This window comes from Luteococcus struthionis (assembly GCF_048595755.1).
Lineage (GTDB): Bacteria > Actinomycetota > Actinomycetes > Propionibacteriales > Propionibacteriaceae > Luteococcus.
Genome location: NZ_CP184360.1, coordinates 881,734 through 906,331, shown reverse-complemented (window position 1 = coordinate 906,331; position 24,598 = coordinate 881,734). Strand labels below are relative to the sequence as shown.

At 67.6% G+C, this 24,598-nt stretch carries 22 protein-coding genes; 6 read left to right on the top strand and 16 right to left on the bottom strand.

Annotated elements, in window-relative coordinates; genetic code table 11:
- Nucleotides 1–10: 10 nt before the first annotated feature.
- Nucleotides 11–1,324, bottom strand: a complete 1,314-nt coding sequence (locus ACOAMO_RS04205) for a PLP-dependent aminotransferase family protein (RefSeq protein ID WP_420176339.1) — start codon at nucleotides 1,322–1,324, stop codon at nucleotides 11–13.
- A 103-nt stretch (nucleotides 1,325–1,427) separates the two neighbouring features.
- Between ACOAMO_RS04205 and ACOAMO_RS04200 the strand changes: the two genes are divergently transcribed.
- Complete coding sequence (locus ACOAMO_RS04200; protein WP_420176338.1) at nucleotides 1,428–2,057, top strand: hypothetical protein; 630 nt, start codon at nucleotides 1,428–1,430, stop codon at nucleotides 2,055–2,057.
- A gap of 72 nt (nucleotides 2,058–2,129) precedes the next feature.
- Here ACOAMO_RS04200 and ACOAMO_RS04195 read toward each other — a convergent pair whose 3' ends face one another.
- The 6 genes from ACOAMO_RS04195 to arsB form a co-directional block, all read right to left on the bottom strand.
- Complete coding sequence (locus ACOAMO_RS04195) at nucleotides 2,130–2,741, bottom strand: transglycosylase family protein (protein WP_420176337.1); 612 nt, start codon at nucleotides 2,739–2,741, stop codon at nucleotides 2,130–2,132.
- A gap of 171 nt (nucleotides 2,742–2,912) precedes the next feature.
- The gene (locus tag ACOAMO_RS04190) at nucleotides 2,913–3,347 is read right to left on the bottom strand and encodes an OsmC family protein (RefSeq protein ID WP_420176336.1); all 435 of its coding nucleotides are present in this window, start codon (nucleotides 3,345–3,347) and stop codon (nucleotides 2,913–2,915) included.
- Nucleotides 3,344–3,970 carry a hypothetical protein gene (locus ACOAMO_RS04185; RefSeq protein ID WP_420176335.1) on the bottom strand — a complete coding sequence of 209 codons (627 nt, stop codon included), beginning with the start codon at nucleotides 3,968–3,970 and terminating at the stop codon, nucleotides 3,344–3,346. Before ACOAMO_RS04185 ends, ACOAMO_RS04190 begins: the two co-directional genes overlap by 4 nt.
- Nucleotides 3,971–4,061: 91 nt before the next feature.
- On the bottom strand, nucleotides 4,062–4,385 hold the full coding sequence (gene trxA / locus ACOAMO_RS04180) for a thioredoxin (protein ID WP_420176334.1): 324 nt from the start codon (nucleotides 4,383–4,385) through the stop codon (nucleotides 4,062–4,064).
- A gap of 57 nt (nucleotides 4,386–4,442) precedes the next feature.
- Complete coding sequence (trxB, locus tag ACOAMO_RS04175) at nucleotides 4,443–5,486, bottom strand: thioredoxin-disulfide reductase (protein ID WP_420176333.1); 1,044 nt, start codon at nucleotides 5,484–5,486, stop codon at nucleotides 4,443–4,445.
- A 229-nt stretch (nucleotides 5,487–5,715) separates the two neighbouring features.
- Nucleotides 5,716–6,747, bottom strand: coding sequence for an ACR3 family arsenite efflux transporter (gene arsB / locus ACOAMO_RS04170; RefSeq protein WP_420176964.1), 1,032 nt, complete (start codon nucleotides 6,745–6,747; stop codon nucleotides 5,716–5,718).
- A 132-nt stretch (nucleotides 6,748–6,879) separates the two neighbouring features.
- On the opposite strand from arsB, the gene ACOAMO_RS04165 reads away from it, so the two are divergent.
- Nucleotides 6,880–7,266, top strand: coding sequence for an ArsR/SmtB family transcription factor (locus ACOAMO_RS04165; protein WP_420176332.1), 387 nt, complete (start codon nucleotides 6,880–6,882; stop codon nucleotides 7,264–7,266).
- A complete protein-coding gene (locus ACOAMO_RS04160; RefSeq protein ID WP_420176331.1) occupies nucleotides 7,263–7,673 on the top strand; it encodes a low molecular weight phosphatase family protein in 411 nt (136 codons plus the stop codon). The genes ACOAMO_RS04165 and ACOAMO_RS04160 overlap by 4 nt, the downstream gene beginning before the upstream one ends.
- Nucleotides 7,674–7,765: 92 nt before the next feature.
- Here the strand turns inward: ACOAMO_RS04160 and ACOAMO_RS04155 are convergent, their stop codons facing one another.
- The 3 genes from ACOAMO_RS04155 to ACOAMO_RS04145 form a co-directional block, all read right to left on the bottom strand.
- Nucleotides 7,766–9,460: a ribonuclease J gene (locus tag ACOAMO_RS04155; protein ID WP_420176330.1), complete on the bottom strand. Its 1,695-nt coding sequence runs from the start codon at nucleotides 9,458–9,460 to the stop codon at nucleotides 7,766–7,768.
- A gap of 21 nt (nucleotides 9,461–9,481) precedes the next feature.
- Nucleotides 9,482–11,080: a peptide chain release factor 3 gene (locus tag ACOAMO_RS04150; RefSeq protein WP_420176329.1), complete on the bottom strand. Its 1,599-nt coding sequence runs from the start codon at nucleotides 11,078–11,080 to the stop codon at nucleotides 9,482–9,484.
- 201 nt (nucleotides 11,081–11,281) lie between these two features.
- A complete protein-coding gene (locus ACOAMO_RS04145; protein ID WP_420176328.1) occupies nucleotides 11,282–12,250 on the bottom strand; it encodes a sugar-binding transcriptional regulator in 969 nt (322 codons plus the stop codon).
- A 208-nt stretch (nucleotides 12,251–12,458) separates the two neighbouring features.
- On the opposite strand from ACOAMO_RS04145, the gene ACOAMO_RS04140 reads away from it, so the two are divergent.
- The 3 genes from ACOAMO_RS04140 (at nucleotide 12,459) to ACOAMO_RS04130 (ending at nucleotide 15,686) form a co-directional block, all read left to right on the top strand.
- Nucleotides 12,459–13,208, top strand: a complete 750-nt coding sequence (locus ACOAMO_RS04140; protein ID WP_420176963.1) for an MIP/aquaporin family protein — start codon at nucleotides 12,459–12,461, stop codon at nucleotides 13,206–13,208.
- Nucleotides 13,209–13,266: 58 nt separating this feature from the next.
- Nucleotides 13,267–14,784 carry a glycerol kinase GlpK gene (gene glpK / locus ACOAMO_RS04135; RefSeq protein ID WP_420176327.1) on the top strand — a complete coding sequence of 506 codons (1,518 nt, stop codon included), beginning with the start codon at nucleotides 13,267–13,269 and terminating at the stop codon, nucleotides 14,782–14,784.
- A 341-nt stretch (nucleotides 14,785–15,125) separates the two neighbouring features.
- On the top strand, nucleotides 15,126–15,686 hold the full coding sequence (locus tag ACOAMO_RS04130; RefSeq protein ID WP_420176326.1) for a TetR/AcrR family transcriptional regulator: 561 nt from the start codon (nucleotides 15,126–15,128) through the stop codon (nucleotides 15,684–15,686).
- A gap of 30 nt (nucleotides 15,687–15,716) precedes the next feature.
- Here ACOAMO_RS04130 and ACOAMO_RS04125 read toward each other — a convergent pair whose 3' ends face one another.
- From ACOAMO_RS04125 to ACOAMO_RS04100, 6 genes are all read right to left on the bottom strand, one after another.
- Nucleotides 15,717–17,663 (bottom strand): protein kinase family protein, encoded by a 1,947-nt coding sequence (locus ACOAMO_RS04125; RefSeq protein WP_420176325.1) that lies wholly within the window; start codon nucleotides 17,661–17,663, stop codon nucleotides 15,717–15,719.
- A gap of 17 nt (nucleotides 17,664–17,680) precedes the next feature.
- On the bottom strand, nucleotides 17,681–19,750 hold the full coding sequence (locus ACOAMO_RS04120) for a DUF6049 family protein (RefSeq protein ID WP_420176324.1): 2,070 nt from the start codon (nucleotides 19,748–19,750) through the stop codon (nucleotides 17,681–17,683).
- A 9-nt stretch (nucleotides 19,751–19,759) separates the two neighbouring features.
- Entirely contained in the window at nucleotides 19,760–21,181 is a 1,422-nt protein-coding gene (locus ACOAMO_RS04115; protein WP_420176962.1) for a CCA tRNA nucleotidyltransferase, read from the bottom strand.
- A gap of 170 nt (nucleotides 21,182–21,351) precedes the next feature.
- Nucleotides 21,352–22,686, bottom strand: coding sequence for a sodium:proton antiporter (locus ACOAMO_RS04110; protein WP_420176323.1), 1,335 nt, complete (start codon nucleotides 22,684–22,686; stop codon nucleotides 21,352–21,354).
- Between the two features lie 66 nt (nucleotides 22,687–22,752).
- Nucleotides 22,753–23,625, bottom strand: coding sequence for an EamA family transporter (locus ACOAMO_RS04105; RefSeq protein WP_420176322.1), 873 nt, complete (start codon nucleotides 23,623–23,625; stop codon nucleotides 22,753–22,755).
- 62 nt (nucleotides 23,626–23,687) lie between these two features.
- Complete coding sequence (locus tag ACOAMO_RS04100) at nucleotides 23,688–24,572, bottom strand: mechanosensitive ion channel family protein (RefSeq protein WP_420176321.1); 885 nt, start codon at nucleotides 24,570–24,572, stop codon at nucleotides 23,688–23,690.
- Nucleotides 24,573–24,598 lie beyond the last annotated feature (26 nt).

The following is a 24,598-nucleotide window of genomic DNA, read 5'->3' as shown; positions in this document are numbered from 1 at the left end:
GTTCTGGGACTCAGAGGGTTTCCGGACCGGGGCCCAGGTTGCGGCTGACGTGCATGGGAGAGGAGCCCAGACCAAAGGTCTGGTGCAGTTCGAACTCACGATTGACCACGTCGGCCAACCGGCGCACGCCCTCGCGGATGCGGTCGGGCGGCGGGAAGCAGTAACTGAGCCTGATGTTGCGGCTGCCCAGCCCGTCGGCATAGAAGGCGGTGCCGGGGGTGTAGGCGACACGGGCCGTGACGGCGCGCGGCAGCATCGCCTGGGAATCGAGTCCTTCGGGAAGCGTGACCCAGACGAAGAAGCCTCCTTGGGGCTCGGTCCAGGTGGTGCCCGGGGGCATGTACTCGCGCAGGGCCTCCAGCATCGCGTCGCGCCGGGCCCGGTACATGTCCTTGAAGGTGGTGATCTGGCCCTTCCAGTCGTGGTTGGCCAGGTAGCTGCTGATGGCGTACTGGCTGAAGACCGGCGGGCACAGCGTGGCGGACTCCTGGGCCAGCACGAGCTTCTCGCGCACGGCGTGCGGGGCAAGGACCCAGCCCACGCGGAAGCCGGGTGCGAAGGTCTTGGAGAAGGATCCCAGGTAGATGACCTGCTCCTCGTCCAGGGAGCGGATCGCCGGGATCGGTTCGGTGTCCAGCGTGAGCAGCCCGTAGGGATTGTCCTCCACGACGAGAATGTCCAGCTCTCGGCAGACCTCGACGATCTGCTGGCGCCGTTCCAGGGTCTGGGTGATGCCCGAGGGGTTGTTGAAGTTGGGGATCGTGTAGAGGAACTTGGGGCGCTTGCCGGCCTCGGCACATGCCTGCGCCGCTGTGCGCAGGGCCTCGGGCTGCAGGCCGTGCTCGTCCATGGCGACGTGCACCACCTCGCACTGGTAGCTGCCGAAGGTGCCCAGCGCGCCCACATAGCTGGGGGCCTCGGCCAGGACCACGTCACCCGGGTCGCAGAAGATACGTGTCACCAGGTCCAGGCCCTGCTGCGAACCGCAGGTGATGGTGACGTCGTCGGGATGGGCCTGGATGCCCTCCAGCGCCATCACCTCACAGATCTGCTCGCGGATGAAGGGCTCCCCCTGCCCGGAGCCGTACTGCATCGCCTGCTGGCCACGTTGCTGCACCAGATCTGACAGGGTGCTGCCCACGGCATCGAGGGGCAGGTCTGCGATGTTGGGCATGCCACCGGCCAAGGAGACCACTTCGGGCCTGTTCGCCACCGCGAAGAGCGCTCGCACCGCGGAGGCACGCATGCCGTGGGTGCGCTGGGAATAGCTGGAGTAGTAACGGTCCAGCCGGGTGTCTCGACGTTCAGGTTCAGGCAGGCTCACCCCTCTACTCTGCCACGCACCCTCCGGTGAGTGGGTCGCGACCACGCCTTGCACCTGCGCCGACGCCTACGATTGGAGACGGCGACAGTAGGGAGGGCAGCCAATGCGACGCAACCCACGTGTGCACCTGGTGGTTCCCGGGGACCTACCCCGTCTGCTGCCAACCTGTCAGGGCCACGGGAACCTGGACGGCCTCCTGCAGGACCCGTCTGCCAGCTGGGCGCGTGCCGCGATGGACCAGTGGGGGTTGTGCGGAGCAGCGCTGCTGGACGACCAGGCGCAGCCGTGCGCCCAGATGATGATCTGCCCGGGGCTGCAGCTGCCCACGGGCCACCCGTTGGTGAACTGGTCGAAGACGCCGGAAGCGGCCTACCTGCTGGCGCTGGTGACCACACCGGCGTCGGATCCGCGGCCGACGGCGGAGGATCCCCGAGTCAAGGTGCTGGTGCAGGCCTTGGCACGTCAGCTCTCGGGGCAAGTGGCCACCGTCGAGGCAGCGGCACGTCGAGAGTCAGGCACCTGCCTGGAGCCCCCCAGCGCCTGGTTGGCGGCGGCAGGGTTCACCGTCGTGCCCGAGGCGCGGGCCGACGGTCGGGTCCGGATGCGGCTCGATCTGGAGTCGACGGTGCGCTGGCGGCCGGGCCTGGGCCGGGCCCGGGCACTGCTGGAGGGACTGGTGCCTCGTCCGTTGCCGCCGGTGGAACCAACCGGCCGAGACGGTCAGGGAAGCTGAGCTGGAGCAACGACGACGATGCCCCGGCCATCAAGACCGGGGCATCGTGCGTGGTGAATCAGGAGAACAGGATCAGGCGACGCGGATCTTCTGGCCGATCTTGATCATGTTCGGGTTCTTCACGGTCGACTTGTTGAGCTGCCAGACGGCCTTCCAGCCGGTGCCATTGCGCTTGGCGATCTTCGACAGGGTGTCGCCGCTCTTGACGGTCACGTACTTGGCGCCCTTGACCGACTTCACGGGGGCCACGGAGGTGGCCTTCTTCTTCGTGGTGGTGGCCTTCTTCTTGACCGGGGTGGTCTTGACGCTCGAGGTGACGCCGGTGCTGGCGGCCAGGCCGTTGGCGCGGGTCAGACCGGCGCGCTTGGAGCAGACGGGCCAGGCGCCGGGGCCCTGGGCCTTCAGCGTCTTCTTGGCGATCTCGATCTGCTGGGCCTTGGTGGCCTTGTTGGCGGTGGGGGCGTACTTGCCGCCGCCGAAGGCCAGCCAGGTGGAACGGCTGAACTGCAGGCCGCCGTAGTAGCCGTTGCCGGTGTTGATCGACCAGTTGCCGGTCGACTCGCACTGGGCGACGCGGTCCCACACGCTGCCAGCGGCCTGCGCGGGGGCGGCGGCACTCATGCCGATGCCGGCGCTCAGCGCAGTGGCGGCAACCAGGGAAACGAAGGTGGAGGTCTTGTTCATGGGTGCCAACCTAGGCATTCCTGAGCAATTCTCAAAATCGCTCTCAGGTGAAACGGCCGTCTCGGGTGGACCACGGGGCTGGTCAGGCTGTATGGCAGCCATGTGATTCAGCTCGTCAGGCGCAAGATGTGCGGTTCTCGACGACTTTTCTGAAGAAATCTGTGGATCAGCTCAAGACCCGGGTTCACTGACGCGCATCGTGACCGGCGTGGCGTGCTCCACGGTCCGGGAGACCGTGCAGTCGCGTTCCTGGGACAGTCGCACCAGCCGCTCCACCAGGCCGGCGGCCTGGCGGCCCCGCTCGTCGTCGCCGAAGACGACGCGGAAGTCCACCTCGAGCTCGCGCAGCCGGGTGCCACCCTCGTCGTCGACGAACTTCTCGCCGCCCACCTCAACCTCGAAGCCCTCGGGTTCACCACGACGAGAGGTGACCACGTCCACGTCGATCGCGCTGCAGGCCCCGATGGCCGCCAGCAACAGCTCGACGGGTGAGAAGTGCTCCTCGGCAAGCCCCACGGGCAGCTCGACGCCTGCCGCATTGGTGGCCAGGTAGTTGCCGGTGCTGGTGCGCTGCAGACGCACCTGGTGACGGGTGGGGCCGGTCATGGCGCCATCGTGTCCGCGAAGCGATTGGTCAGCTTCATCAGGTCGGTGCGGTTCAGGCCCACCAGGTCCACGATCATGATCGCGGTCCGGTCACGCACGATGGCGCAGGCGTCGCGATTGGTGTCGATGCTGGTGCCGCAATAGCCGTTGTCCGTGGCGATCACCGCATTCATGCCCATGTCGGTCATGAACTCCTTGGGATCGGTCTCGGGGCGGCTCATCAGCAGCACCACCGTGTTCTGGCCGCCGCGGGCATAGGTTGCTGCGATGGTCGACTTCTTGGTGGTGGGGTTGGCCGAGGGCGTGTCAGCGCTGTTGGCATCGCGTGAGTAGTCGTCGACCGACAGCGGCGGGACCATCTTCCACGGGGTGCGCGAGGGCTCGGCGGTGATGACCACCTGCGGCTTGGCGGCGTTCATCCGATAGGCCGCGTAACCGGCGCCACCGACGGCCAGCGCCAGGGTCAGCAGGCCAGCAAGCACCAACAGCCAACGCGGGAAGCGGCTGGCGCGGATGACCGGACCGGCCTCCAGCTCATCGGGGCCGGTGCTGGCTTGCGTCGTGTAGGAAAGGTCGGCGCCCACGGGCGACGAGCCGCGACCTTCACCGGGGCTGCTACTCATGGCCACCAACCTAGTGGAAGCAGACAACCGTGGCCCGCTGATGGGGCCACGGTTGTGGGAAAAGCCAGCCGGATTGTTGCGGGGCCGGGGCTCAGATGAACTCGTCGAGCGCCTTCAGCAGGGCCCCCTTGCTCTTGGCGCCCTGGAAGGACTTCACCACCTGGCCGCCCTGCCAGACCTGCAGGGTGGGCAGCGAGAGGATGCCCTGCTCCGTGGGGATCTGGGTGTTGGAGTTGGTGTCCATCTTGACGAAGGCCATCTTGTCACCGAGCTGCGCGGCGATCTCGTCGATGATCGGCGAGAGCTGCTTGCAGGGTGCGCACCAGTCGGCCCAGTAGTCCACCAGGACGGGCTTGGGGTTGTTGACCACCTCGGTGGCGAAGGTCTGGTCGGTGACTTCCTTGACAATGCTCATGCTTCTCCTTCTGGTGCCCTCGACAGGCTCGGGCGGCGGGGTGTGTGGTTGTTTGGGTCAGGCCTGGACGTTCTCGTCGGCCAGGTCGGCCAGGAAGCGCTCGGCATCCAGGGCGGCCTTGCAGCCGGAGCCCGCCGCGGTGATCGCCTGGCGGTAGGTGTGGTCCACCAGGTCGCCACAGGCGAAGACGCCGGACAGGTTGGTCTTGGTGCCGTCGGGCTCGGTGAGCACGTAGCCGGCGGCGTCCAGCTCCACCTGGCCCTTGACCAGCTCGGAGCGGGGCTCGTGACCAATGGCGACGAACAGGCCGTTGACCGGCAATTCCTTCTTCTCGCCGGTCTGGTTGTTCTCGATGGTGACGCTCTCCAGCGCCTTGTCTCCGCTCATCGCGACCACATTGGAATTCCACTCGATGGTGATCTTCGGGTCATTGAGAGCGCGGGCGGCCATGATCTTGCTGGCGCGCAGCTCGTCGCGACGCACCACCATGGTCACGCTGGAGCCGAAGCGGCTCAGGAAGGTGGCCTCCTCGACGGCGGAATCGCCGCCACCCACCACGACGATCGGCTTGTCCTTGAAGAAGAAGCCGTCGCAGGTGGCACACCAGGACACACCGCGGCCGGAGTACTTGTCCTCGTCGGCCAGCCCCAGCCGCTTGTAGCCAGAGCCGGTGGCCAGGATGACTGCCTTGGCTCGGTAGACATTGCCGGCGGAGTCAGTGACGGTCTTGATGGGGCCGGTGAGGTCGAGCTCCTCGGCATCGTCGGTGATGAACTCTGCTCCGAAGCGCTCGGCCTGCGCGCGCATGTTGTTCATCAAGTCGGGGCCCATGATGCCGTCGGTGTAGCCGGGGTAGTTCTCCACCTCGGTGGTGTTCATCAGTGCGCCGCCAGCGCTGAAGGCACCCTCGATGACCAGCGGCTTGAGTTCGGCGCGGGAAGTGTAGATCGCGGCGGTGTAGCCGGCCGGGCCGGAACCGACGATGATCACGTCGCGCACCGGCTGCTCCTCGGCCCCTGTCGTGGCGGTGGCGGGCTCTTCGTCGGGGGTGATGTCGTCGAGCGAGATCAGTCCGGCAACATTCAGTGCGGGTGTGGTCATGGTGTCCTCTCACGCGGCAGAACCGCGGTGGCGTGCTGCGGATAGAACTCTACCCAGCACGTCCGGTGGGTCGATCGTGTGCCGAGTCAACGGCGTGGAGGAGTCCGCTATTCCCGTGCTCTGTCAGTGCTCACCACGTTGCCTGGGCGCGGACCAACGCACAATGGCCGCAGTTCTCACCGATGTCGGTGGAAACTGCGGCCATTGAGGGTGGAGTGCCGTTGCTGGCTCAGGCCGCGACAGGAGCGGGGAATCGTCGGCGCAGCCACAGGCTGACGTAGACCAGACCCACCAGGACGGGGACCTCGATGAGTGGGCCGACGACGCCGGCCAGAGCCTGCCCCGAGGTGGCACCGAAGGTGCCGATCGCGACGGCGATGGCCAACTCGAAGTTGTTGCCGGCGGCGGTGAAGGCCAACGTCGTGGTGCGCTCGTAACCCATGTTGAGTGCGCGACCCAGCAGATAGCTGACTCCCCACATCAGGGCGAAGTAGGCCAGCAACGGCAGGGCGATGCGGGCGACGTCCAACGGACGGTTGGTGATCTGGTCACCTTGCAGGGCAAAGAGCAGGACGATGGTGAACAGCAGGCCGTAGAGCGCCCAAGGGCCGATCCGAGGCAGGAAGGACTCCTCGTAGCGCTGTCTGCCCCAGGCCTTCTCGCCGAAGTGCCGCGTCAGGAAGCCCGCCAGCAGTGGGATACCCAGGAAGATCAGGACACTCTTGGCGATCTGCCAGGCAGAGACTTCCAGACCGGTCTGCTGCAATCCCAGCCAGCCAGGCAGCACGGACAGGTAGAACCAGCCAAGACCGGCGAAGGCAATCACCTGGAAGATGGAGTTGATGGCCACCAGCACCGCGGCAGCCTCCCGGTCTCCACAGGCCAGGTCATTCCAGATGATGACCATGGCGATGCAGCGGGCCAGGCCGACGATGATCAGCCCGGTGCGGTACTCGGGCAGGTCGGGGAGCAGCAGCCAGGCCAAGGTGAACATCAACAGGGGCCCCACCAGCCAGTTGAGCACCAGGCTGGCGCCCAGCATCCGGCGATCGTGCGTGACGGTGTCCAGCCGGTCATAACGCACCTTGGCCAGAACGGGGTACATCATCACCAGCAGGCCGATCGCTATCGGCAGGGAGACCCCGTCGACCTCGATGGCGGCCAGCCCCTCACCCAGGCCGGGGATGAGCCGGCCGAGGGTCAGGCCGATCACCATGGCGATCAGGATCCAGACGGCGAGGTATCTGTCGAGGAAGGACATCTTCGCCGCGATGCCACGGTTGTTCTCGGTGGTGTCTTTCAAGGGGGCTCCAAGTTCTTGTATCGATGAATGTCGATGCATAAATCGTGCTGATCCAATCGACGGTTGTCAATGTGAGGCTAGAATTGCGTCATGGAGCACAAGACCGCAGACGCCTGTTGCGGCCCCTCGCGCCTGTTGATGACGGCCGAGGAGGCAGAGCGGCGGGCAGCGAGCTTCAAGGCACTCTCGGATCCGGTGCGGCTGCGGATCTACCACCACATCGCCTCCAGCGACCACAGCGTGTGTTTCTGTCATCTTCCGGAAGTCTTCGGTGTCAGCCAGCCGACGCTCTCTCATCACCTCAAGAAGCTCGTGGAGGCGGGCCTGGTGACACGGGAGCAGCGGGGACGGTGGGCCCACTACAGCCCGCGTCCAGCCGGACTGGCACAGGTCATCGCCCTTGTGGGTGATGTGTCGGGACGGCCCGATGGGGCAGACTGCAAGAGGGAAACCCTGCCCACAGAGGAGAAACTGTGAAGCCCAGCGTGTTGTTCGTGTGTGTGAAGAATGGGGGCAAGAGCCAGATGGCCGCTGCCCTGATGCGACTGCGGGCCGGTCGTGACGTCCACGTGCACTCCGCTGGCACGCAGCCGGGCGGAAAACTGAATGAGGAGTCGCGCGCCAGCGTCGAGCGAGTGGGCGGAAGTTTCGATGGCGAGGAGCCCAAGCCCATCGATCCCAAGCTGCTGCGCAGCGTCAACCGCGTGGTGGTCATCGGTGACGAGGCGACGGTGGAGCCGGTCAAGGGCATGAAGGGCACCATCGAGCACTGGGCCGTCGACGAGCCGTCGCAGCGCGGCATCGAGGGTGACCAGCGCATGGACCTGCTGCGCGACGAACTCGACGCACGGGTGGCGCAGTTGTTGGCCGAACTCAAGGCCTGAGCAGCCCGACGAAAGCCGCCCGGCTCCTGGGCATCACGTGGGGTCTCCCACACGATGCTCGGAGCCGGGCGGCTTCGTCCTGCTGACGACGATCAGGCGTCGACGACCACCGGGATGACCACCGGGCTGGTGCGTCGGCCGCGACGGAACCAGTTGGTCACGGTGCGTGCCACCTCGATCTCCAGCTCATTCTGGTCATTGCGGCCGGCCTGCACGGCGCTGCGCAGCGCCTTCTGGATCTTGGGCGTGAGCTCCTCGAACTCGTCCTCGCCCGGCAGGGCACCCTTGCTGATGTACTCCGGGTCCTCCACGATGTCGCCGGTCTTGGGATCGATGAACAGCAGGATGGTCACCACGCCGTCCTCGGCCAGCGCGCGGCGCTCGGCCAGCGTCTCGTCGTTGACGGCATCCACCTGGCCACCCTCGACGAAGACGAGCCGGGCGGAGACCTGACCGGCCACCTGGATCTTGCCCTTGACCAGGTCGATCACCGCGCCGTCGCGCACCACCAGCACGTTCTCGGCCGGCACGCCGGTCTTCTTGGCGATGGTGGCCTGGGCATCCAGGTGACGCCATTCACCGTGCACCGGCAGCACATTGCGGGGCTCGATGATGTTGTGGCAGTAGGCGAGCTCACCGGCGCTGGCGTGGCCGGAGGTGTGGACCTTGGCATTGCCCTTGTGCACCACATTGGTTCCCAGCTCCGAGAGCTGGTTGATGATGTTGTAGATCGAGCTCTCGTTGCCCGGGATCAGCGAGCTGGCCAGCAGCACGGTGTCGCCGGGGCCCACCTTGATCTGGTGGTCGTTCTTGGCGATGCGGGCCAGGGCCGCCATCGGCTCACCCTGCGATCCGGTGCAGATCAGCACCGTTTTGTTGTCGGGCATCTTCATCAGGTCGCGGTGGTCCACCAGCGTTCCCTCGGGGATCTGCAGGTAGCCCAGGTCTCGGGCGATGCCCATGTTGCGCACCATCGAACGGCCGACGAAGGCCACCTTGCGGCCGTGCTCGTGGGCCGCGTCGATCACCTGCTGGATGCGGTGCACGTGGCTGGCGAAGCTCGAGACGATGACCCGACGCGGCGAGGTGCGGATGACCTCGGAGATGGCCGGGCCGAGCTCCTGCTCGCCGGTGGTGAAGCCGGGCACCTCGGCATTGGTCGAGTCGACCATGAAGACGTCGACGCCCTCCTCGCCGAAGCGGGCGAAGGCACGCAGGTCGGTGATGCGATCGTCGAGGGGGAACTGGTCCATCTTGAAGTCGCCGGTGTGCAGCACCGTGCCGCCGGGAGTGCGAACGAAGACGGCCAGACCGTCGGGGATCGAGTGGTTCACCGCGGCGAACTCGCAGTCGAACCCGCCGAGCTTGATGCGGTCGCCCTCGCTCACCTGCTGGGTGACCGGCTTGATGCGGTGCTCCTGCAGCTTGGCGGTGATCAGCGCCAGGGTGAGCTGCGAACCCACCAGCGGGATGTCGGGGCGCAGCTTCAGCAGGTAGGGAACGCCGCCGATGTGGTCCTCGTGGCCGTGGGTGAGCACGATGCCGTCGATCTGGTCGAGGCGATCGGCGATCGGGGCGAAGTCGGGCAGGATGACGTCGATGCCCGGCTGGTCGGGATCGGGGAAGAGCACGCCGCAGTCGATGACCAGCAGGCGGCCGTCGAACTCCAGCACGGCCATGTTGCGGCCGACCTCACCGAGGCCGCCGAGGGGCATGATCCGCAGCACGCCCTTGTCGGGGCGGCTGAGGGACTTCTTGTTGCGCGATGACGAGCGATTGCGAGCCATGGGTGCTCCTTTCGAGCAGGGTCAGTTGCCGGTGAGATCGGCAGGATCGTGGGTCAGTGGTTCGAGCAGGACGTCGGGGTTCTCCTGACGAACCCAGCGCGCCTGCCATTTGTCGGAGAACAGGGCGAGCAGCATCCCGTCGCTGCGTTCGGCCACCTCGACGCCCTGACGACGTTCGATGGCGGCGATGTCGGATCGTTGGGTACGCATGGCCAGGCCGAAGGGCAGGTGGTCCAGCCGGATTGGGCAGTTGAACTCGTGCTCCATGCGGTGGGCCACCACCTCGAACTGCATCGGACCGACGGCGGCCAGGATCGGCATCTGGCTGGGCCGACGATCGGAGCGCAGCACCTGGATGACGCCCTCCTGGTCGAGCTGCTCGATGCCACGCTGGAACTGCTTGTGGCGCGAGGGATCCTTGGCGCTGGCCTGCTGGAAGTGTTCCGGCGGGAAGGACGGGATCTCGGGGAAGGTGACCGGTTCGTCCAGGTACAGGGTGTCGCCTGCCCGGACGCTGCCGGCATTGACCAGGCCGATGATGTCACCGGGCCAGGCCTGTTCGACGGTCTCACGGTCTCGGCCGAAGACATTCGAGGCGTACTTGGTGGCCAGCGGACGGCCGGTGGCGGCACGGGTGACCACGTCGCCACGATGGAAGAGCCCAGAACAGATGCGGGCGAAGGCCAACCGGTCTCGGTGGTTGCGATCCATGCCGGCCTGCACCTTGAAGACCTGGGCGCTGAAGGGGGCCTCGACCGGGCGAAGGTCCCCATTCTCGTCCGGGCGCGGGCTGGGTGGCGGCGCCAGCTCGGAGAGCACCTGCAGCAGCTGCCCGATGCCGAAGTTGAGCACGGCCGCGGCGAAGATCACCACGCTGCTGCGCTGGGCCAGGTAGTCGTCCAGGTTGTGTTCGAAGCCGTCGGCGGCCAGCAGCTCCGACTCCTCCAGCGCCGTGGTCCACGGTTCGCCAACGGTGGCCTCGGCCTCCTGGGCGCTCATCCGGCGCTCCATGGCCAGCGTGCTGCCACCGGGGGTGCGGGTGTACTCGACGTATTCGCCCGTGCGGCGGTCGACCACGCCGTGGAAGTCACCGGCGATGCCCACCGGCCAGGTGAGTGGCGTGGGACGCATGCCGGTGCGGTCCTGGATCTCGTCGAGCAGTTCGAGGGCTTCGTGGCCGGGGCGGTCCCACTTGTTGATGACGGTGATGATCGGGATCTGGCGCTGCTTGCACACCCCGAAGAGCTTCATGGTCTGCGGCTCCATGCCCTTGGCGGCATCAAGCAGCATGATCACGCTGTCGACGGCGGTCAGCACCCGGTAGGTGTCCTCGCTGAAATCGGCGTGACCCGGGGTGTCGACGACGTTGAAGACCAGCCCGTCGTGCTCGAACTGGATGGCCGAGGAGCTGATGGAGATGCCGCGGTCGCGCTCCATCTCCATCCAGTCGCTGACGGTGCCCTTGCGGCCGGCCTTGCCGTGGGTGGCGCCCGCCTCGTTGAGCACGCGTGCGTGCAGCAGGAGTGCCTCGGTGAGCGTCGACTTGCCGGCGTCGGGGTGGCTGATCACCGCGAAGGTGCGGCGTCGGTCCGCTTGCTTGAGCACGTCGGCACTTGTCACGAAGAGGGGCTCCAGAACTGTCGTCGATGGGAAGGGCACGAGGCGGTGGCGCCGGTGTGGTGTGCGTCACCGCATCCCAGTCTCTCATGCTGGCCGGGCTGTGCTGCTGAGAGCAAGGACCGCGGGTGCGGCACTGCCCTGGATGGCTTGGCGGCACAGGTTGGCTCGGCGGTGCAGGCAGGGTCAACGGGGTGGGCGGGGTCAGCGCCGCAGGGATGGTTCCAGCGTGTTGAGCAGGGCCTGGGCGCAGGCCTCGTCGAGCACGACGTCGGTGGCGACCCGGGCCCGCAGTGCACCCCTGAGGGCTTGCGCCTTGGCGGTGCCCGCCACCACGCAGATGCGGCGTGGCAGGCGATGCAGCTGGTCGGGGGTCATGCCCGAGGCGCGATCGTTGAGCGGAATGTCCTGCCAGCTCCCGTCCTCGCGCAGGAAGACGGTGTTCACGTCGCCCACCACGCGGTGTTCCTGCAGCTGCTGCCAGTCGGCCTCGTCCAGATAGCCCTGGGCGTAGACCTGCGATGGCACCTCGGCGCTGAGTCCCCCCACCCCGAACAGGGCCAGGTCGATGCGTTCGTGCAGTGCCAGCACCGACTGGATGCTGCGTTCGCGCCACATCGCCCGCTTGGTCTGGGCGTAGTCGAAGAAGGCCGGGACCGGGAAGGGCACCACGGTCGAGGAGAAGGCGCTGGCGAACTGGGAGTTGATGGCATCGACGTGGCGCAGCCCCGAGGTGGTGGGATTCGCCGCGCCATTCATCTGCACCACGGTGGTGTTGCGGGCCTCCCGGGGTGACAGGTACTGCACCACACTGCCCAGGGTGGTGCCCCAGGCGGTGCCGATCACCATGTCGTCGCGGACCGACTCACTGATGAGTTGGCCCGCGGCTCGCGCCACTCGCTCCAGGCGGTGCACGTCCGATGCCCCTTCGCGTACCGGCACCACGTGGGCCCGCACCCCGAAGGCCCGGCCCAGGTGTGCCCCCAGTGAGGTGCGCGGCCCGGCCGGGTTGGTGAGGGTGATCTGCACCACGCCGCTTTCCCTTGCCTGCTTCAGCAGGCGCGAGACGCTGCTGCGCGAGACGTTCAACTGGCGGGCGATCGACTCCATGGTCTCGCCCTGCACGTAGTACAGGGAGGCCGCCAGGTACAGGTGGTCAGACCGCTCGTTCATCGCGCTGCTCCGGTCGTGCACATGTGTTCATGCTACTGGCGCACATGTGCGTTTGGTGGTGGATTGGGTCCGCGCGAGGCGCTCGGACGACGAGGTCATGAGCTCGACGAGGAGCGACAGCCTGGCGTGAACCACAGGGTGTGCCGCACTGCCGGCGCCCACCACAGACGCCGCGCCCGGGGGCGCGCACATGAAAGGCACGGACGTGATCCCTCTGGAAACCGCACAGGTGGCCCTACCTGTCATCTTCGGGTCGGAGTTCTTCGGTACGGCGACGCTCATCCTGCTGGGTGTCGGCGTGGTGGCGAACAACCTGCTGGGCAAGACGAAGGGGCAGAACTCCGGAACCCTTCACATCAACTTCGGCTGGGGCCTGGCGGTCTTCATGGGCGTCTACGTCGCCTACAAGACCGGCGGTCACCTGAATCCGGCCGTCACCCTGGGCCTGGCGGCCGCGGGAAATGACCTCGCGCCCGGTGTGGCCGCCACGCCGGTCAACATCGGCGTCTACCTGGCGGCGCAGCTGCTGGGTGCCATGTTCGGTGCGGGTCTGGCCTGGGCGGCCTACAAGGACCACTACGACACCGACGTCGATCCCGAGCTCAAGTTGGCGACCTTCGCCACCGGCCCCGCCATCCGCAATCCCTTCTGGAACACGCTCACCGAGGTCATCGCCACCTTCGTGCTGGTCTTCTGGGTGCTCATCAGCGGTTACACCCAGGGTGTCACCGTCGGCCCGCTCGCGGTGGCCCTCGTGATCGTCGGCATCGGCGCCTCGCTCGGTGGCCCCACCGGTTACGCCATCAACCCCGTCCGTGACCTGGGGCCACGCCTGATGCACGCCGTCCTGCCGATCAAGGGCAAGGGTGGGTCAGACTGGGGTTATGCATGGGTGCCCGTGATCGGCCCGACCATTGGTGGCCTGCTGGCCGCCGTCGTCTACCGGATCTTCTGGTGACCCGACCAGACCTGAGACCGCAGAACCAACAAGATTTCACGACGGAGTGGAGCGCAGCATGAAGAGCAAGTACATCCTGGCGATCGACCAGGGAACCACCAGCAGCCGGGCGATCATCTTCGACCACGGCGGCAAGATCATCAGCGTCGGCCAGAAGGAGCACGAGCAGATCTTCCCCCGCGCGGGCTGGGTCGAGCATGATGCCGAGGAGGTCTGGGCCAATGTCCGCGAGGTCGTCGCGGAGGCGCTGAGCAAGGGCAACATGAACCGCCATGACATCGCGGCCGTGGGCATCACCAACCAGCGCGAGACCACCGTGGTGTGGAACAAGGAGACCGGCAAGCCGGTCTACAACGCGATCGTCTGGCAGGACACCCGCACCCAGAAGATCTGTGACGCTCTCGCCCAGGGTGACAACGACCGCTACAAGGACAAGGTGGGCCTGCCGCTGGCCACCTACTTCTGCGGCCCCAAGGTCAAGTGGATCCTGGACAATGTCGAGGGCGCTCGCGAGGACGCCGAGGCCGGCAAGTTGCTGATGGGCACCATGGACACCTGGGTGCTGTGGAACATGACCGGCGGCGTCGAGGGAGGGATCCACGTCACCGACGTCACCAATGCCTCGCGCACCATGTTGATGGACCTCAAGAGCCTGCAGTGGGACGAGCAGATCGCCAAGGACATGACGATCCCGATGAGCATGCTGCCCGAGATCAAGAGCTCGGCCGAGGTCTACGGAAAGGGACGCGAGGGCGGCTTCCTGCGCGACATCCCGATCGCCGGCATCCTGGGCGACCAGCAGGCCGCCACCTTCGGCCAGGCCTGCTTCGAGAAGGGCATGGCCAAGAACACCTACGGCACCGGGTGCTTCATGCTGATGAACACCGGCGAAGAGGCTGTTCCCAGCAAGAATGGCCTGCTCACCACGCTGTGCTACAAGATCGGCGACCAGAAGCCGGTCTATGCACTGGAGGGATCGATCGCGGTGGCCGGCTCCTTGGTGCAGTGGCTGCGTGACAACCTCAAGATGTTCGACAGCGCCCCCGAGGTGGAGGAGCTGGCCGCCACCGTCGACGACAACGGCGGCGCCTACTTCGTGCCGGCCTTCAGCGGCCTGTTCGCGCCCTACTGGCGTTCCGACGCCCGCGGCGCGCTCGTCGGCCTGACCCGTTACGTCAACCGGGGCCACATCGCTCGCGCGGTGCTGGAGGCCACCGCCTACCAGACGCGCGAGGTGCTGGAGGCCATGGAGGCTGACTCGGGCGTGACGCTGGCCGAGCTGCGCGTGGACGGCGGCATGACCGCCAACCAGACCCTGATGCAGTTCCAGGCAGACCAGCTGGGGGTCTCGGTGGTGCGGCCGATGGTGGCCGAGACCACGGCCCTGGGCGCGGCCTATGCCGCCGGCATCGCCGTGGGTTACTGGGACGGTGAGCAGGACGTGATCGACAACTGGGCCGAGGATGCTCGCTGGGAGCCCAGCTGCGAGCAGGAGGAGCGTGGCCGGTTGTACCGCAACTGGAAGAAGGCAGTCACCAAGACCTTCGACTGGGTGGACGACGACGTCAAGGAGTGAGGCGCTCACCAGGGGTGAGACCGGCGCGGCGGGGTGTGATCCACACCCCGCCGCGCCGTTTCCTGAGAAGAACTTAATACTGAATATACTGCTTGCCTGATGGAGAACCGACGGTTGGATCGTCGGCGCCCTGGGGTGGCGCGATTCTCTGCTGAGGCAGGGAATGATGCGGGCCTATCAGGGGTGGGCGGCGTCGGATGGATCAGTGGCTGTGTCAATTTCACGCTGCGGGATAGCCCACAAGTGCGTGAATATGAAGGACTGCATACCTTTTTTGGGGCAGAATGACGAGCGCGGCCCCCACCGGGCCGCGCGATTGATTGTTCGGGGGGACAAGAAACATGGCAAAGGATGTTCGCGAGCGCATGGTGGCGGGGGCCACGAAGCTGCTCGCCACCAAGGGCCTGCAGGCCACGTCGTTCAGCGAAGTGATCGAACTGACCGACACGCCGCGGGGCTCCATCTACCACCACTTCCCAGGCGGCAAGGACGAGCTGGTGCTCGCTGCCCTTGACCAGGCCTGTCAGCAGATGCTCGCCTCGCTGGGATCCAGTGACGGCGCCAGCGCCGAAGAGGTGCTCGGCACCGTGACCAGCGCCTGGCGGAAGCTGCTCGAGGGATCGCAGGCCACCACTGGCTGCGCTGCCGTCGCAGTCACCGTTGCCACCGAGTCCGACGAGCTGCTGGGCGCCACTGCCCGGGTCTTCTCCACCTGGCAGGAGCGGCTCACCGCACTGTTCGCCGGCGGCGGGCTCACCGCCGACAAGGCCGCGGCCTTCGCGGCCACCGTGCTGGCCACCGTCGAGGGAGCCGTGGTGATCGCCCGTGCCGAGCGCAACCTAGAGGCCTACGACCGGGCAGTCGGCCAGCTGCCCACCCTGTTGGCGGCGCTGAAGGCCTGACCCAGGACCTCGATCAGCCCAGGCCCTCGATCAGCTCAGCACCTCGATCTCGGCGATCGAGGCCTGGTACTTGTTGCCGCTCACCTTGGGAAGGCTGGTCAGGTAGACCAGCACATAGCGCGACTCCACCGCCTGCTCGGGCACCAGCTCGGCGTTGGTGCCGGCCTTGGCCTCACTGGCCACCGTGGTCCACTGCTTGCTCGAGGTGGCGGGGGCCTTGTCGGTGGTGTTGTCCGTCGGCACCCGCAGCTCGACGGCGGTGGGCGCCCCCTGCATGGTCAGCTTCACACGGCCCACCTGGCGGCGCTCCCCCAGATCGACGACCAGGCCGACGCCCGGCTTGAGCTTGCCCAGCTTGGGATCGTTCAGGTAGGTGAGGGTCTTCCACGCGGTGGCAGGGTCGCCGTCCCAGGCATTCTTCACCTGGGCAGGGTTCTCCTCGGCATTGCCACCGTCGCCGGTCGGGTCGAAGTCTGCCACGGCAGAGATCTGCAGCGGCTTGCCGGCCTGCTCGTCGTCGTCACCGCCACCGCCCATGGTGGTCTTGCCCAGCAGCACTCGCAGCAGTCCCACCAGCAATGCCAGGGCCACCAGGGCCACCAGGACTGACAGCCAACGCCGTCGGGGCGGGCGCGAGGAGCGGGGTGCGCGGGTGGCCGAGCGAGCGCCGGCGGGGCGCCCCGACGGGGCAGGATCGGCCTCACCGGGGGCAGAAGGAGTGGCGGGGCTGGACGGCATGGCCGCAGCGGCCTGCCCGGCGCCGATCCCGGCGGCCGCCGCATCGCCACCCACGTCGAAGGTCGCCGCACCTGGCGACGGGACCGTCGACTGGACCGTCGTCTCGTCCGGGTCGACGGCACGCATGCTGGCAGTGGTCTCCAGCAGTGCCGCCCGGCCGCCGCCCTCATCCTGCGGCACCACCGGGTAGCGCATCCGGCGTTCCAGGTCGGCAGCGGCGTCGGCGGTGCCGAGCACCTTGGACAGCGCCTTGGCCACCTGGCTCGCGGTGCGCAGGGGCATCGCATTGCGGTGCGGCGCCTCGGAGAGCACCTGGTCACAGATCTCGTCGAGTGCGGGTGAGACCCCCGAGCGCACCTGCCGCGGGGTCAACCAGCCGTGGGCGTCCATGGGGGCCGGCAGCATGCCCCACGTGCGTCGCGGTTCGCCATTGCCGTCGAGCAGCTGGTCACGCGGCGTGGGCCAGCGGGTCACCAGGCTGGCATAGAGCACCTTGCCGATCGCCGTGACGTCGGCCTGCTCCCGCTCCGACCAGGCCAGCGCCTGCTCGTGCTGGTCGGGATACATCGCCGCCTCGATCAGGAAACCGACGATCTTCACATTGCCGGTGGCGGTGATGATCACCGTGTCCGGGTTGATGCGCTGGTGGAACAAGCCCTCGGAGTGCATCGTCTGCATGGCATCGGCAAGCTCGCGAGCCACCCAGGCGGCCTCCAGGGCGCTCAACGGGCCCTGGCGCAGCAGCCGCTCCAGGCTCTCGCCGGGCGCGAACTCGCACACCACCAGCGAGGGCTCCTCGGGCTGCTCGCCCACCACCGCATCCAGCACGCGCAGGAAGCGTGAATCGGTGGCGAAGGCGGCCTTGCGAGCCGAGTCCAGCACCTCGGCGCTGCGCGGATCGTCCTGCGACAACAGGTGCACCAGCACGGAACGCGAGAGCTTCTGGTCGAAGGCACGCCAGGTCAGGGTGCCGCCGCGTTGGGCCAGCTGCTGCTCCAACCGGTAGCGGCCCGCGTACACGTCGCCGGCCGCCACGCGCGGGGGCTGGTGGGCGGCCTGCGGGGCGGGGTCGCTGGTGGCCATGGCAGGCGTCAGCGACGGCTCATCGCCGTCGCCCGCCGGGGCGGATGCGGGCTGCTGCCCCGGATCCTCGAGGGGCTCGGGCCCTGCTGGTGGCATACGACCCTGCAGCTGGGTGGACTCAAGGTCGTCCCCGCCGTGGTCTGCTGGCTCGCGCATCATGTCCTCGTCCCTGATCACTTCGCCTCGACGTTAGTCGATCCCCGCCGTTCCCGCTGGACCTGCCTGATTCGCATGGCGGTGCCGATCAGGAAGACCGCTCCCGAGGCGATGATGATGATCCATCCCACTCGACCCATCTGGGTGGCCGTGACCGTCAGGGGGCGCTCCGCGCCGATGGGGCGGCCCGTCACCGTCGTCAGGCCAGCGGTCATGCCCACCGTGCCATTGGCATGGGTCACCACCTTCATCTTCACCGTGACCGACTCGCCGGGGCCAACCCGCTGCGGACCACTGTCGGTGACACTGATGCGCTGGGCATTGTCGCTGGTGAAGTGCACCTTCACCCGAACCGGTTCGGGCAGGTCGTTGCGGATGGTGACCGGGATCTCCTGCTCCGGGGCGCTCATCACGAAGTCCTCGACGACGTGCAGACGCACGCGGTTGGTGTCCAGCACGCCGCCCCACGTCCGCTGCACTGCCGAGAGCCATTGCACCGCATCGCCTCGGCGTCGTTGCCAGGTGGTGCTGACCGCCTGCGGCAGGATCTGCCCGGCCCTCCGATGGGTCTCGGAGTCCTCGTCCGCCAGTTCTCCCCAGGCCTCGAGCTCTGCCGTGGCTCCCTCGAGGGCCTCCATCCAGGTGGCGTCGCCGACGGGTGCGGTCTTGCTCGGGGGCGTCCAGGTGGGCCTTTCCTGGGCGTCGGTGACGATCGTGCCCAACCCGGCGCGGGTGCGCCACGGAGCGGCAGCCAGTTCCGCTGCCGCCGCAGCCGAGGACTGCACCAGCGTGACCACGGGCTGCTCGGCCAGGAACTGGGTGGCCTGCAGGCGGCCGGTGACCTGGGCCGAGGTCTTGCTGGGCGACGGTCCGGGGCCCCCGTCGAAGACCTCGGGTTGCACCTGCACCACCGACGTGGTGGGCGAGGCGGCCCAGCGCTGCACCGACTGAGGGGAATCGGCGCCGGAGACCAGCAGCACGGCCGGCTTGAGGGCGGCCACCTGCTGGGCGGCCGTGCTGCCCAGCACACCGTCGGCCGGCACGACGGCCAGCGGCAGACCGGCCAGGGGGTGGTCTGCCGGCAGGGGGGCCGCCGCTCGTCGGATGAGGTCAGCGCGGCCCCCGTCGCTGGCCAGTTGCACGTCGGGGCTGCCGTAGAGGGTGCGGTAGGCCCGGCCCTGGGTCAGCAGTGGTTCGAGCTGGGCCAGGAAGTCCTTGGCGGCACGTTGCCCCTCGGCAGTGGAGGCCGTGATGCCGCGGACGGTGTAGCCCTTGGCCATGGCGGTCAGCTCGTCGACCAGGGCGGGATCCACCAAGAGGGTGGTGCCCTTGGTCTGGGCCAGGGCAAGCTGCAGCCGCAGCCGGCCGCGCAGCTCGGCGGCCAGGTCATTGTTGGCGAAGAGCCCGCTGGTCAACTGGGTGGGGCGGCTGGCCAGGTGCACCAAGGTCGTGCTGGGCTGCACCCGGGCATCGTCGGAGGACAGCACGAACAGGCTGCGCGCCCGGCCCAGGGTTTGGTTCTGGCCACCAGCCGGAATGCCCCGCAGCTGGATACCCACCAGGTAGGCCCCGGGCGCGGTGAAGCCGAGGGAATCCTCGCCCTGCACGGGGGCCTGGACGCTGAACGAGGCCGACTCCCCGGGGGCAAAGGACGCCTTGCCGCCGCTGAAGGCCTGGCTCGGCTGGTCACCCACGTCGGTGATGTTGAAGATGTTGCCGGCCTCGGCGGAGACCATCCGTCGCCCCACGGGGGTCTCCGGGCCGGAACGCAGCACCTGGTCCAGCTGGTCCTCGTCCTGGATGGGGTCGGTGGAGCGCCACAGGTGTACCTGGAGATCCTCCACCGGTTTGCCCGTGTCATTGGTGACGGTGCCGGTGATGGTGACCGTGTCGTCGCGAGTGCCCGACGGGGGCGAGACGGACTTCAGGACCACGCTCAACGAGTCGGGATCGGCGGCCATCGAGGGGCTCGGGCGGATGACCCCCAGCCCGGCCACGCAGAGCACCATGGCGAGCAGCGCAGACCACCAGGGCAGCACGCGACCCGGCCCGGGGGCGGGCCGCGACAGCAGGCGGGTGCAGCTCACCCGGCCAGCCTAGTTGTCGTTCTGATTGCCACGGAGCTGCCACCACTGCAGCAACTCCTGGGTTGCTCGTTCCTCGCCCAGAGGGCCTTGGTCGATGCGCAGGTTCAGCAGGTGCTTGTAGGCCTCCCCCACCTCGCGCCCGGGCTTCAGCCCCAGGATCGTCATGATCTGGTCGCCATTGAGGTCGGGACGCATCGCGTCCAGCTCCTCCTGCTCGGCCAGTTCCTCGATGCGTCGCTCCAGGTCGTCATAGGCGGCCCGCAGCCGGGCGGCCTTGCGCTGGTTGCGGGTGGTGCAGTCGCTGCGGGTGAGGATGTGCAGGCGTTCCAGTTGCTCGCCGGCGTCACGCACATAGCGACGCACGGCCGAATCGGTCCAGGAGCCCTCGCCGTAGCCGTGGAAGCGCAGGTGCTGTTCCACCAGCTGGCAGACGGCCTTGGTCTCGTCGGTGGAGAACTTCAGGGCCCGCATCCGCTTGCGGGCGAGCTTGGCGCCCACCACGTCGTGATGGTGGAAGCTGACACTGCCGTCCTTCTCGAAGACGCGAGTGGCGGGCTTGCCGATGTCGTGGAGCAGCGCGGCCAGGCGCAGCACCAGGTCTGGCTGGTGGCCGCGGGCTTGTTCCAGTTCGATCGCCTGATCGAGTACCACCAGGGAGTGGGCGTAGACGTCCTTGTGGCGATTGTGTTCGTCCTGGGTCTGGCGCAGCGCAGCCAGCTCGGGCAGCACCCGATCGGCCAGGCCGGTGACCACCAGCAGGTTCAGGCCGGGGCGAGGGTGCGGGGTGAGCAGCAGCTTGCACAACTCGTCACGCACCCGCTCGGCGCTGATGATCTCGATCCGGTCGGCCATCTCGCCCATGGCCCGCTGCACGTCCGGCGCGACGGTGAACTGCAGCTGGCTGGCGAAGCGCGCGGCACGCATCATCCGCAGCGGGTCGTCGCTGAAGGAGCGTTCCGCGGTGAAGGGGGTGCGCAGCACGCAGGAGGCCAGATCGGCCAGGCCGCCGTAGGGGTCGACGAAACGGTTGTTGACCACGTCGAAGGCCATCGCGTTGACCGTGAAGTCACGACGCACCAGGTCGCCGGCGATGTCGTCGCCGAAGTTCACCTCGGGCTTGCGGGAGTCGCTGCGGTAGATGTCGGCGCGGAAGGTGGTGATCTCGATCTGCCACTCGACGCCACCGCTCTTCTTCTTGGCGCCGATGGTGCCGAAGTCCTTGCCGATGTCCCAGACGGCCTTCGTCCAGCTGCGCAACAGCTTCTCGATGTCGTCGGGGCGGGCGCTGGTGGTGAAGTCCAGGTCGTGCTGCAGCACACCCAGCAGGGCATCGCGCACCGGGCCGCCCACCAGGTAGAGCTCGTGGCCGGCCTCGGCGAACAGGCGGCCCAGCTCGCCGACGACGGGCGTGCTGGCCAACAACTGGGCCATCTGCGCGGTCTGGACCTGGTTCAACTCGTTCTGGGGCACCGCAGAAGTCTACGGGAGCCGTTGGGTCCACCCCGCCATCGTGGATCAGGGCTCTCTAAGTAAATATTCAACGATCGCTAGATGGGCTGAGAATGGTCAATCGAGGCAGGGATGCGGAGCAGGGTGACAGGTCAGGCAGCGCTGGGACGTGAGCGCGCCCGAGCGGCCGCCAGCCCCAGCACGGCCAGTGTCACCACGGCGCCGAGCACCTTGCACCACAGCGGATCGGCGATGAACAGCAGCACCATCGCGGCCAGCACCGGGGCCAGCTCGCGCAGGCTCCAGACCACGTAGCCACCGAAACTGGGCATCGATCGTCCCGCGCTCTCGGCCACCGAGCGCACCATGAAGTTGGGCCCGTTGCCGATGTAGGTGAGCGCTCCGCAGGTGACCGCACCCAGGCTGATCGCCACCAGGTAGGCCTCGGGCACATTGGCCACCCGCGGGTCGCCCGGCAGCTGGGAGGCCAGCTCGAAGAAGGTGGCATAGGTGGGGGCATTGTCCAGCACCGAGCTGAGCCCGCCGGTGAACAGGTAGAAGGTGACCTCGTTCAGCGGCAGCTTCGGTGCCATCGTCGAGAGGAACTGCAGTGCCGTGATCATGGTGGTGAAGATGCCCAGGAAGAGCGCTGCCACCTCCAGGATCGGCTCCCAGGAGAACTCGTTGAGACCAAAGCGCACGTCGTGGCTGCCGGCAAACCAGGAGATGGCCGCCAGCGTCACCATGATGACCTCACGCCACGGCGTGGGGGCGAAGGCGACGGCCGCGACGATGCCGGCCAGCAGCACCAGCTGCCAGGCACCGTGCACCTTGAGGGGCTGGATCTCGGTGCGGTCCCGCAGGATGTGGGCCGCGTCCTCGCGTCGCATCATGGCGGTGTCCAGGGCGTAGTAGGCCGCCAGCAGGAGCAGGTTGATGAACAGCCACTGCCAGAACAGCGTGAAGGTCCACGTGAAGGGCACACCGCGCAGCATTCCCAGGAAGAGCGGCGGGTCCCCCAGCGGAGTGAGCAGGCCGCCACAGTTGGCCACGATGAAGATCGTGTAGACCACCGTGTGCACCACGTGCTCACGTTCCTTGTTGGTGTTGAGGATGGGGCGGATCAGCAGCATGGCGGCGCCGGTGGTGCCGATGAAGGAGGCGATCACTCCGCCGATGGCCAGGAAGATCGTGTTGTTGCGTGGTGTGGCGCGAATGTCACCGGCCAGGTGGATGCCGCCGCTGATCACGAACAGCGATCCGAGCAGTGCGATGAAGCTGACGTATTCGTGCAAGGCGTGCCCCACCAGGTGGGGATGGCCGCTGAGCCACACCCACAGGGCCACCGGCAGGCCCAGCACCAGGGCCACGGCCAGCTGGGTGCGGGGTTTCTCCCAGTGGTGCGCCAGCGCGGGAACCAGGGGCGCGACGGCGATGCTGAGCAGCATGGCGGCAAAGGGCAGGACTGCCCACCAGGAAACAACCATGCCGCATCCTTTCAAGAACCCCTGTGGTGGAGCACGGCAGCCCCCGGATTGGTTGGCGCGGGCCGCTCAGGCCGTGCGAGCGGCCCCCACCGAGGCGATCGTCACACAGATCATCGCCACCACGTCGGTGGGGCTCAGCGCCTCACGCAGCACGACGAAGGCCGCCAGTGCGGCAACCGCCGGTTCGGCGCTCATCAGGATGCCGAAGACCCGGGTGGGGATGAACCTCAGCGCTGCCATCTCCAACGAATAGGGCAGGACCGAGCTGAGCAGGCCCACCCCGATGCCGGCCACCAGCACCTGGGGCTGCCACAGCGTCGCACCGCCCTGGCTGATGCCCGGCACGGCCAGCACCACGGTGCCCAGGACGCAGGCCAGGGTCAGCGCGTCGAGCGCGTGCCAACTGGTGCCGACGCGGGCAGCGCTGACGATGTAGCCACCCCAGCACGCCGCGGCCACCAGTGCGAACATCACGCCGACGGGATCCATGTGGGTGGGGGTGAAGCTCAGCAGCACGACGCCGAACAGGGCCAGTGCGGCCCATCCCAGGTCGAGCAGCCGTCGTGACCCGAAGACGGCCACCCCCAGCGGCCCCAGGAACTCGATGGTCACCGCGACACCCAGGGGGAGCCGGGCGAAGGCCTCGTAGATGCTCCAGTTCATGACCACCAGGAAGGCGGCATAGACCAACCCCTCCCGCCAGGAGCGGGGCTCGGCTGGTTGCTTCGGCAGGTGGCGACGACGTGCCTGGCGCAGGGAGAGCATCACCACCAGCACGACGCTGGCGCTGGCCAGTCGCAGCCAGGTCATGGAGGTGGGCGTCACCTGCCCGAACAGGTCCTTGGCGAGGGCCGCGCCCACCTGGACCGAGGCGATGGCGCCCACGAGCATCCACAGGGCGCCGGGACGCAGCGGGACGGGAGTGGCAGTTGCTGGCATTGGTCCAGCTCTATCACAGCCATTGCCCCTTCTCGGAACCCTGAAGGGGGCAGGGCCTGGGGTCAGTGGCCGGGCGTGCCCCACGACGAGAGGGAGGCCCGCACGCCTGCTGCGTCGAGTGCCTGTTTGCCGCGCTCACGCAGCTCGCGCTGCACGCCCCACTGCTTGTTCGCGGCGCACTTGGCCGTGATCCGCAAGGTCATCGCCGTGCCGGTGATGCTCTCCACTCCCAAGACCTCGGGCGCATCGATCAACTGGTCGGCGAACTCCTCGTCGTCGCCGAACTGCCGGGCGAGGTCTTCCAGCACCTCGATCGCCCGCCCGGCATCCTCGCCGGGGTGGATCGGCAGGTCCACCGTCGCGATGCTCCACCCCTGCGAGACATTGCCGACGGTGATGATCTCGCCATTGCGCACGTACCAGAGCATGCCGCTGGCATCACGGATGCTGGTCACCCGCAGCCCGACGTGCTCCACGGTGCCGCTCACCTCTCCGACCGTCACCACGTCACCCACGCCGTACTGGTCCTCCAGGATCAGGAAGATGCCGCTGATGACGTCCTTCACCAGGCTCTGGGCGCCGAAGGCCAGGGCCACGCCACCCACGCCGGCCGAGGCGAGCACCGGCGCCAGGTTGATGCCCACGTGGGAGAGGATCGTCAGCAGGGCCACGGCGCTGATGACGAAGGTGGCGGCGCTGCCGATCACCGAGCCCATCGTCGCGGCACGCTGCGCCTGACGTTCGGACTGCAAGCCCGTGGCTGAGGCCAGGAGGTGGCCCGGGCGTCCCAGTTTCTCCAGGTGCTGGCGCGCCCGGTCCGAGGACATCCGCACCAGTCGTCGGATGGCCACCTGCACCAGCCAGCGCCCGATGATGGCGAGCAGCAGGATCACCGCGATGGCGATGGCGGTCTGTGGCCAGACGAAGACAAGGCTCTCGAGCAACATGTCTCCATTGTGCTGGCTGTGGCCGA

Coding starts and splice junctions, on each gene's coding strand:
- ACOAMO_RS04190 (WP_420176336.1), bottom strand. CDS start 3,347: ATGACCGGCCCCACCCGTCACCAGGTGCGTCTGCAGCGCACCAGCACC.
- ACOAMO_RS04125 (WP_420176325.1), bottom strand. CDS start 17,663: ATGCGCGAGCCAGCAGACCACGGCGGGGACGACCTTGAGTCCACCCAG.
- ACOAMO_RS04155 (WP_420176330.1), bottom strand. CDS start 9,460: ATGGCTCGCAATCGCTCGTCATCGCGCAACAAGAAGTCCCTCAGCCGC.
- ACOAMO_RS04100 (WP_420176321.1), bottom strand. CDS start 24,572: ATGTTGCTCGAGAGCCTTGTCTTCGTCTGGCCACAGACCGCCATCGCC.
- ACOAMO_RS04195 (WP_420176337.1), bottom strand. CDS start 2,741: ATGAACAAGACCTCCACCTTCGTTTCCCTGGTTGCCGCCACTGCGCTG.
- glpK (WP_420176327.1), top strand. CDS start 13,267: ATGAAGAGCAAGTACATCCTGGCGATCGACCAGGGAACCACCAGCAGC.
- ACOAMO_RS04110 (WP_420176323.1), bottom strand. CDS start 22,686: ATGGTTGTTTCCTGGTGGGCAGTCCTGCCCTTTGCCGCCATGCTGCTC.
- ACOAMO_RS04105 (WP_420176322.1), bottom strand. CDS start 23,625: ATGCCAGCAACTGCCACTCCCGTCCCGCTGCGTCCCGGCGCCCTGTGG.
- ACOAMO_RS04165 (WP_420176332.1), top strand. CDS start 6,880: ATGGAGCACAAGACCGCAGACGCCTGTTGCGGCCCCTCGCGCCTGTTG.
- trxB (WP_420176333.1), bottom strand. CDS start 5,486: ATGACCACACCCGCACTGAATGTTGCCGGACTGATCTCGCTCGACGAC.
- ACOAMO_RS04130 (WP_420176326.1), top strand. CDS start 15,126: ATGGCAAAGGATGTTCGCGAGCGCATGGTGGCGGGGGCCACGAAGCTG.
- ACOAMO_RS04200 (WP_420176338.1), top strand. CDS start 1,428: ATGCGACGCAACCCACGTGTGCACCTGGTGGTTCCCGGGGACCTACCC.
- ACOAMO_RS04115 (WP_420176962.1), bottom strand. CDS start 21,181: ATGGCCCAGTTGTTGGCCAGCACGCCCGTCGTCGGCGAGCTGGGCCGC.
- trxA (WP_420176334.1), bottom strand. CDS start 4,385: ATGAGCATTGTCAAGGAAGTCACCGACCAGACCTTCGCCACCGAGGTG.
- ACOAMO_RS04185 (WP_420176335.1), bottom strand. CDS start 3,970: ATGAGTAGCAGCCCCGGTGAAGGTCGCGGCTCGTCGCCCGTGGGCGCC.
- arsB (WP_420176964.1), bottom strand. CDS start 6,747: ATGTCCTTCCTCGACAGATACCTCGCCGTCTGGATCCTGATCGCCATG.
- ACOAMO_RS04145 (WP_420176328.1), bottom strand. CDS start 12,250: ATGAACGAGCGGTCTGACCACCTGTACCTGGCGGCCTCCCTGTACTAC.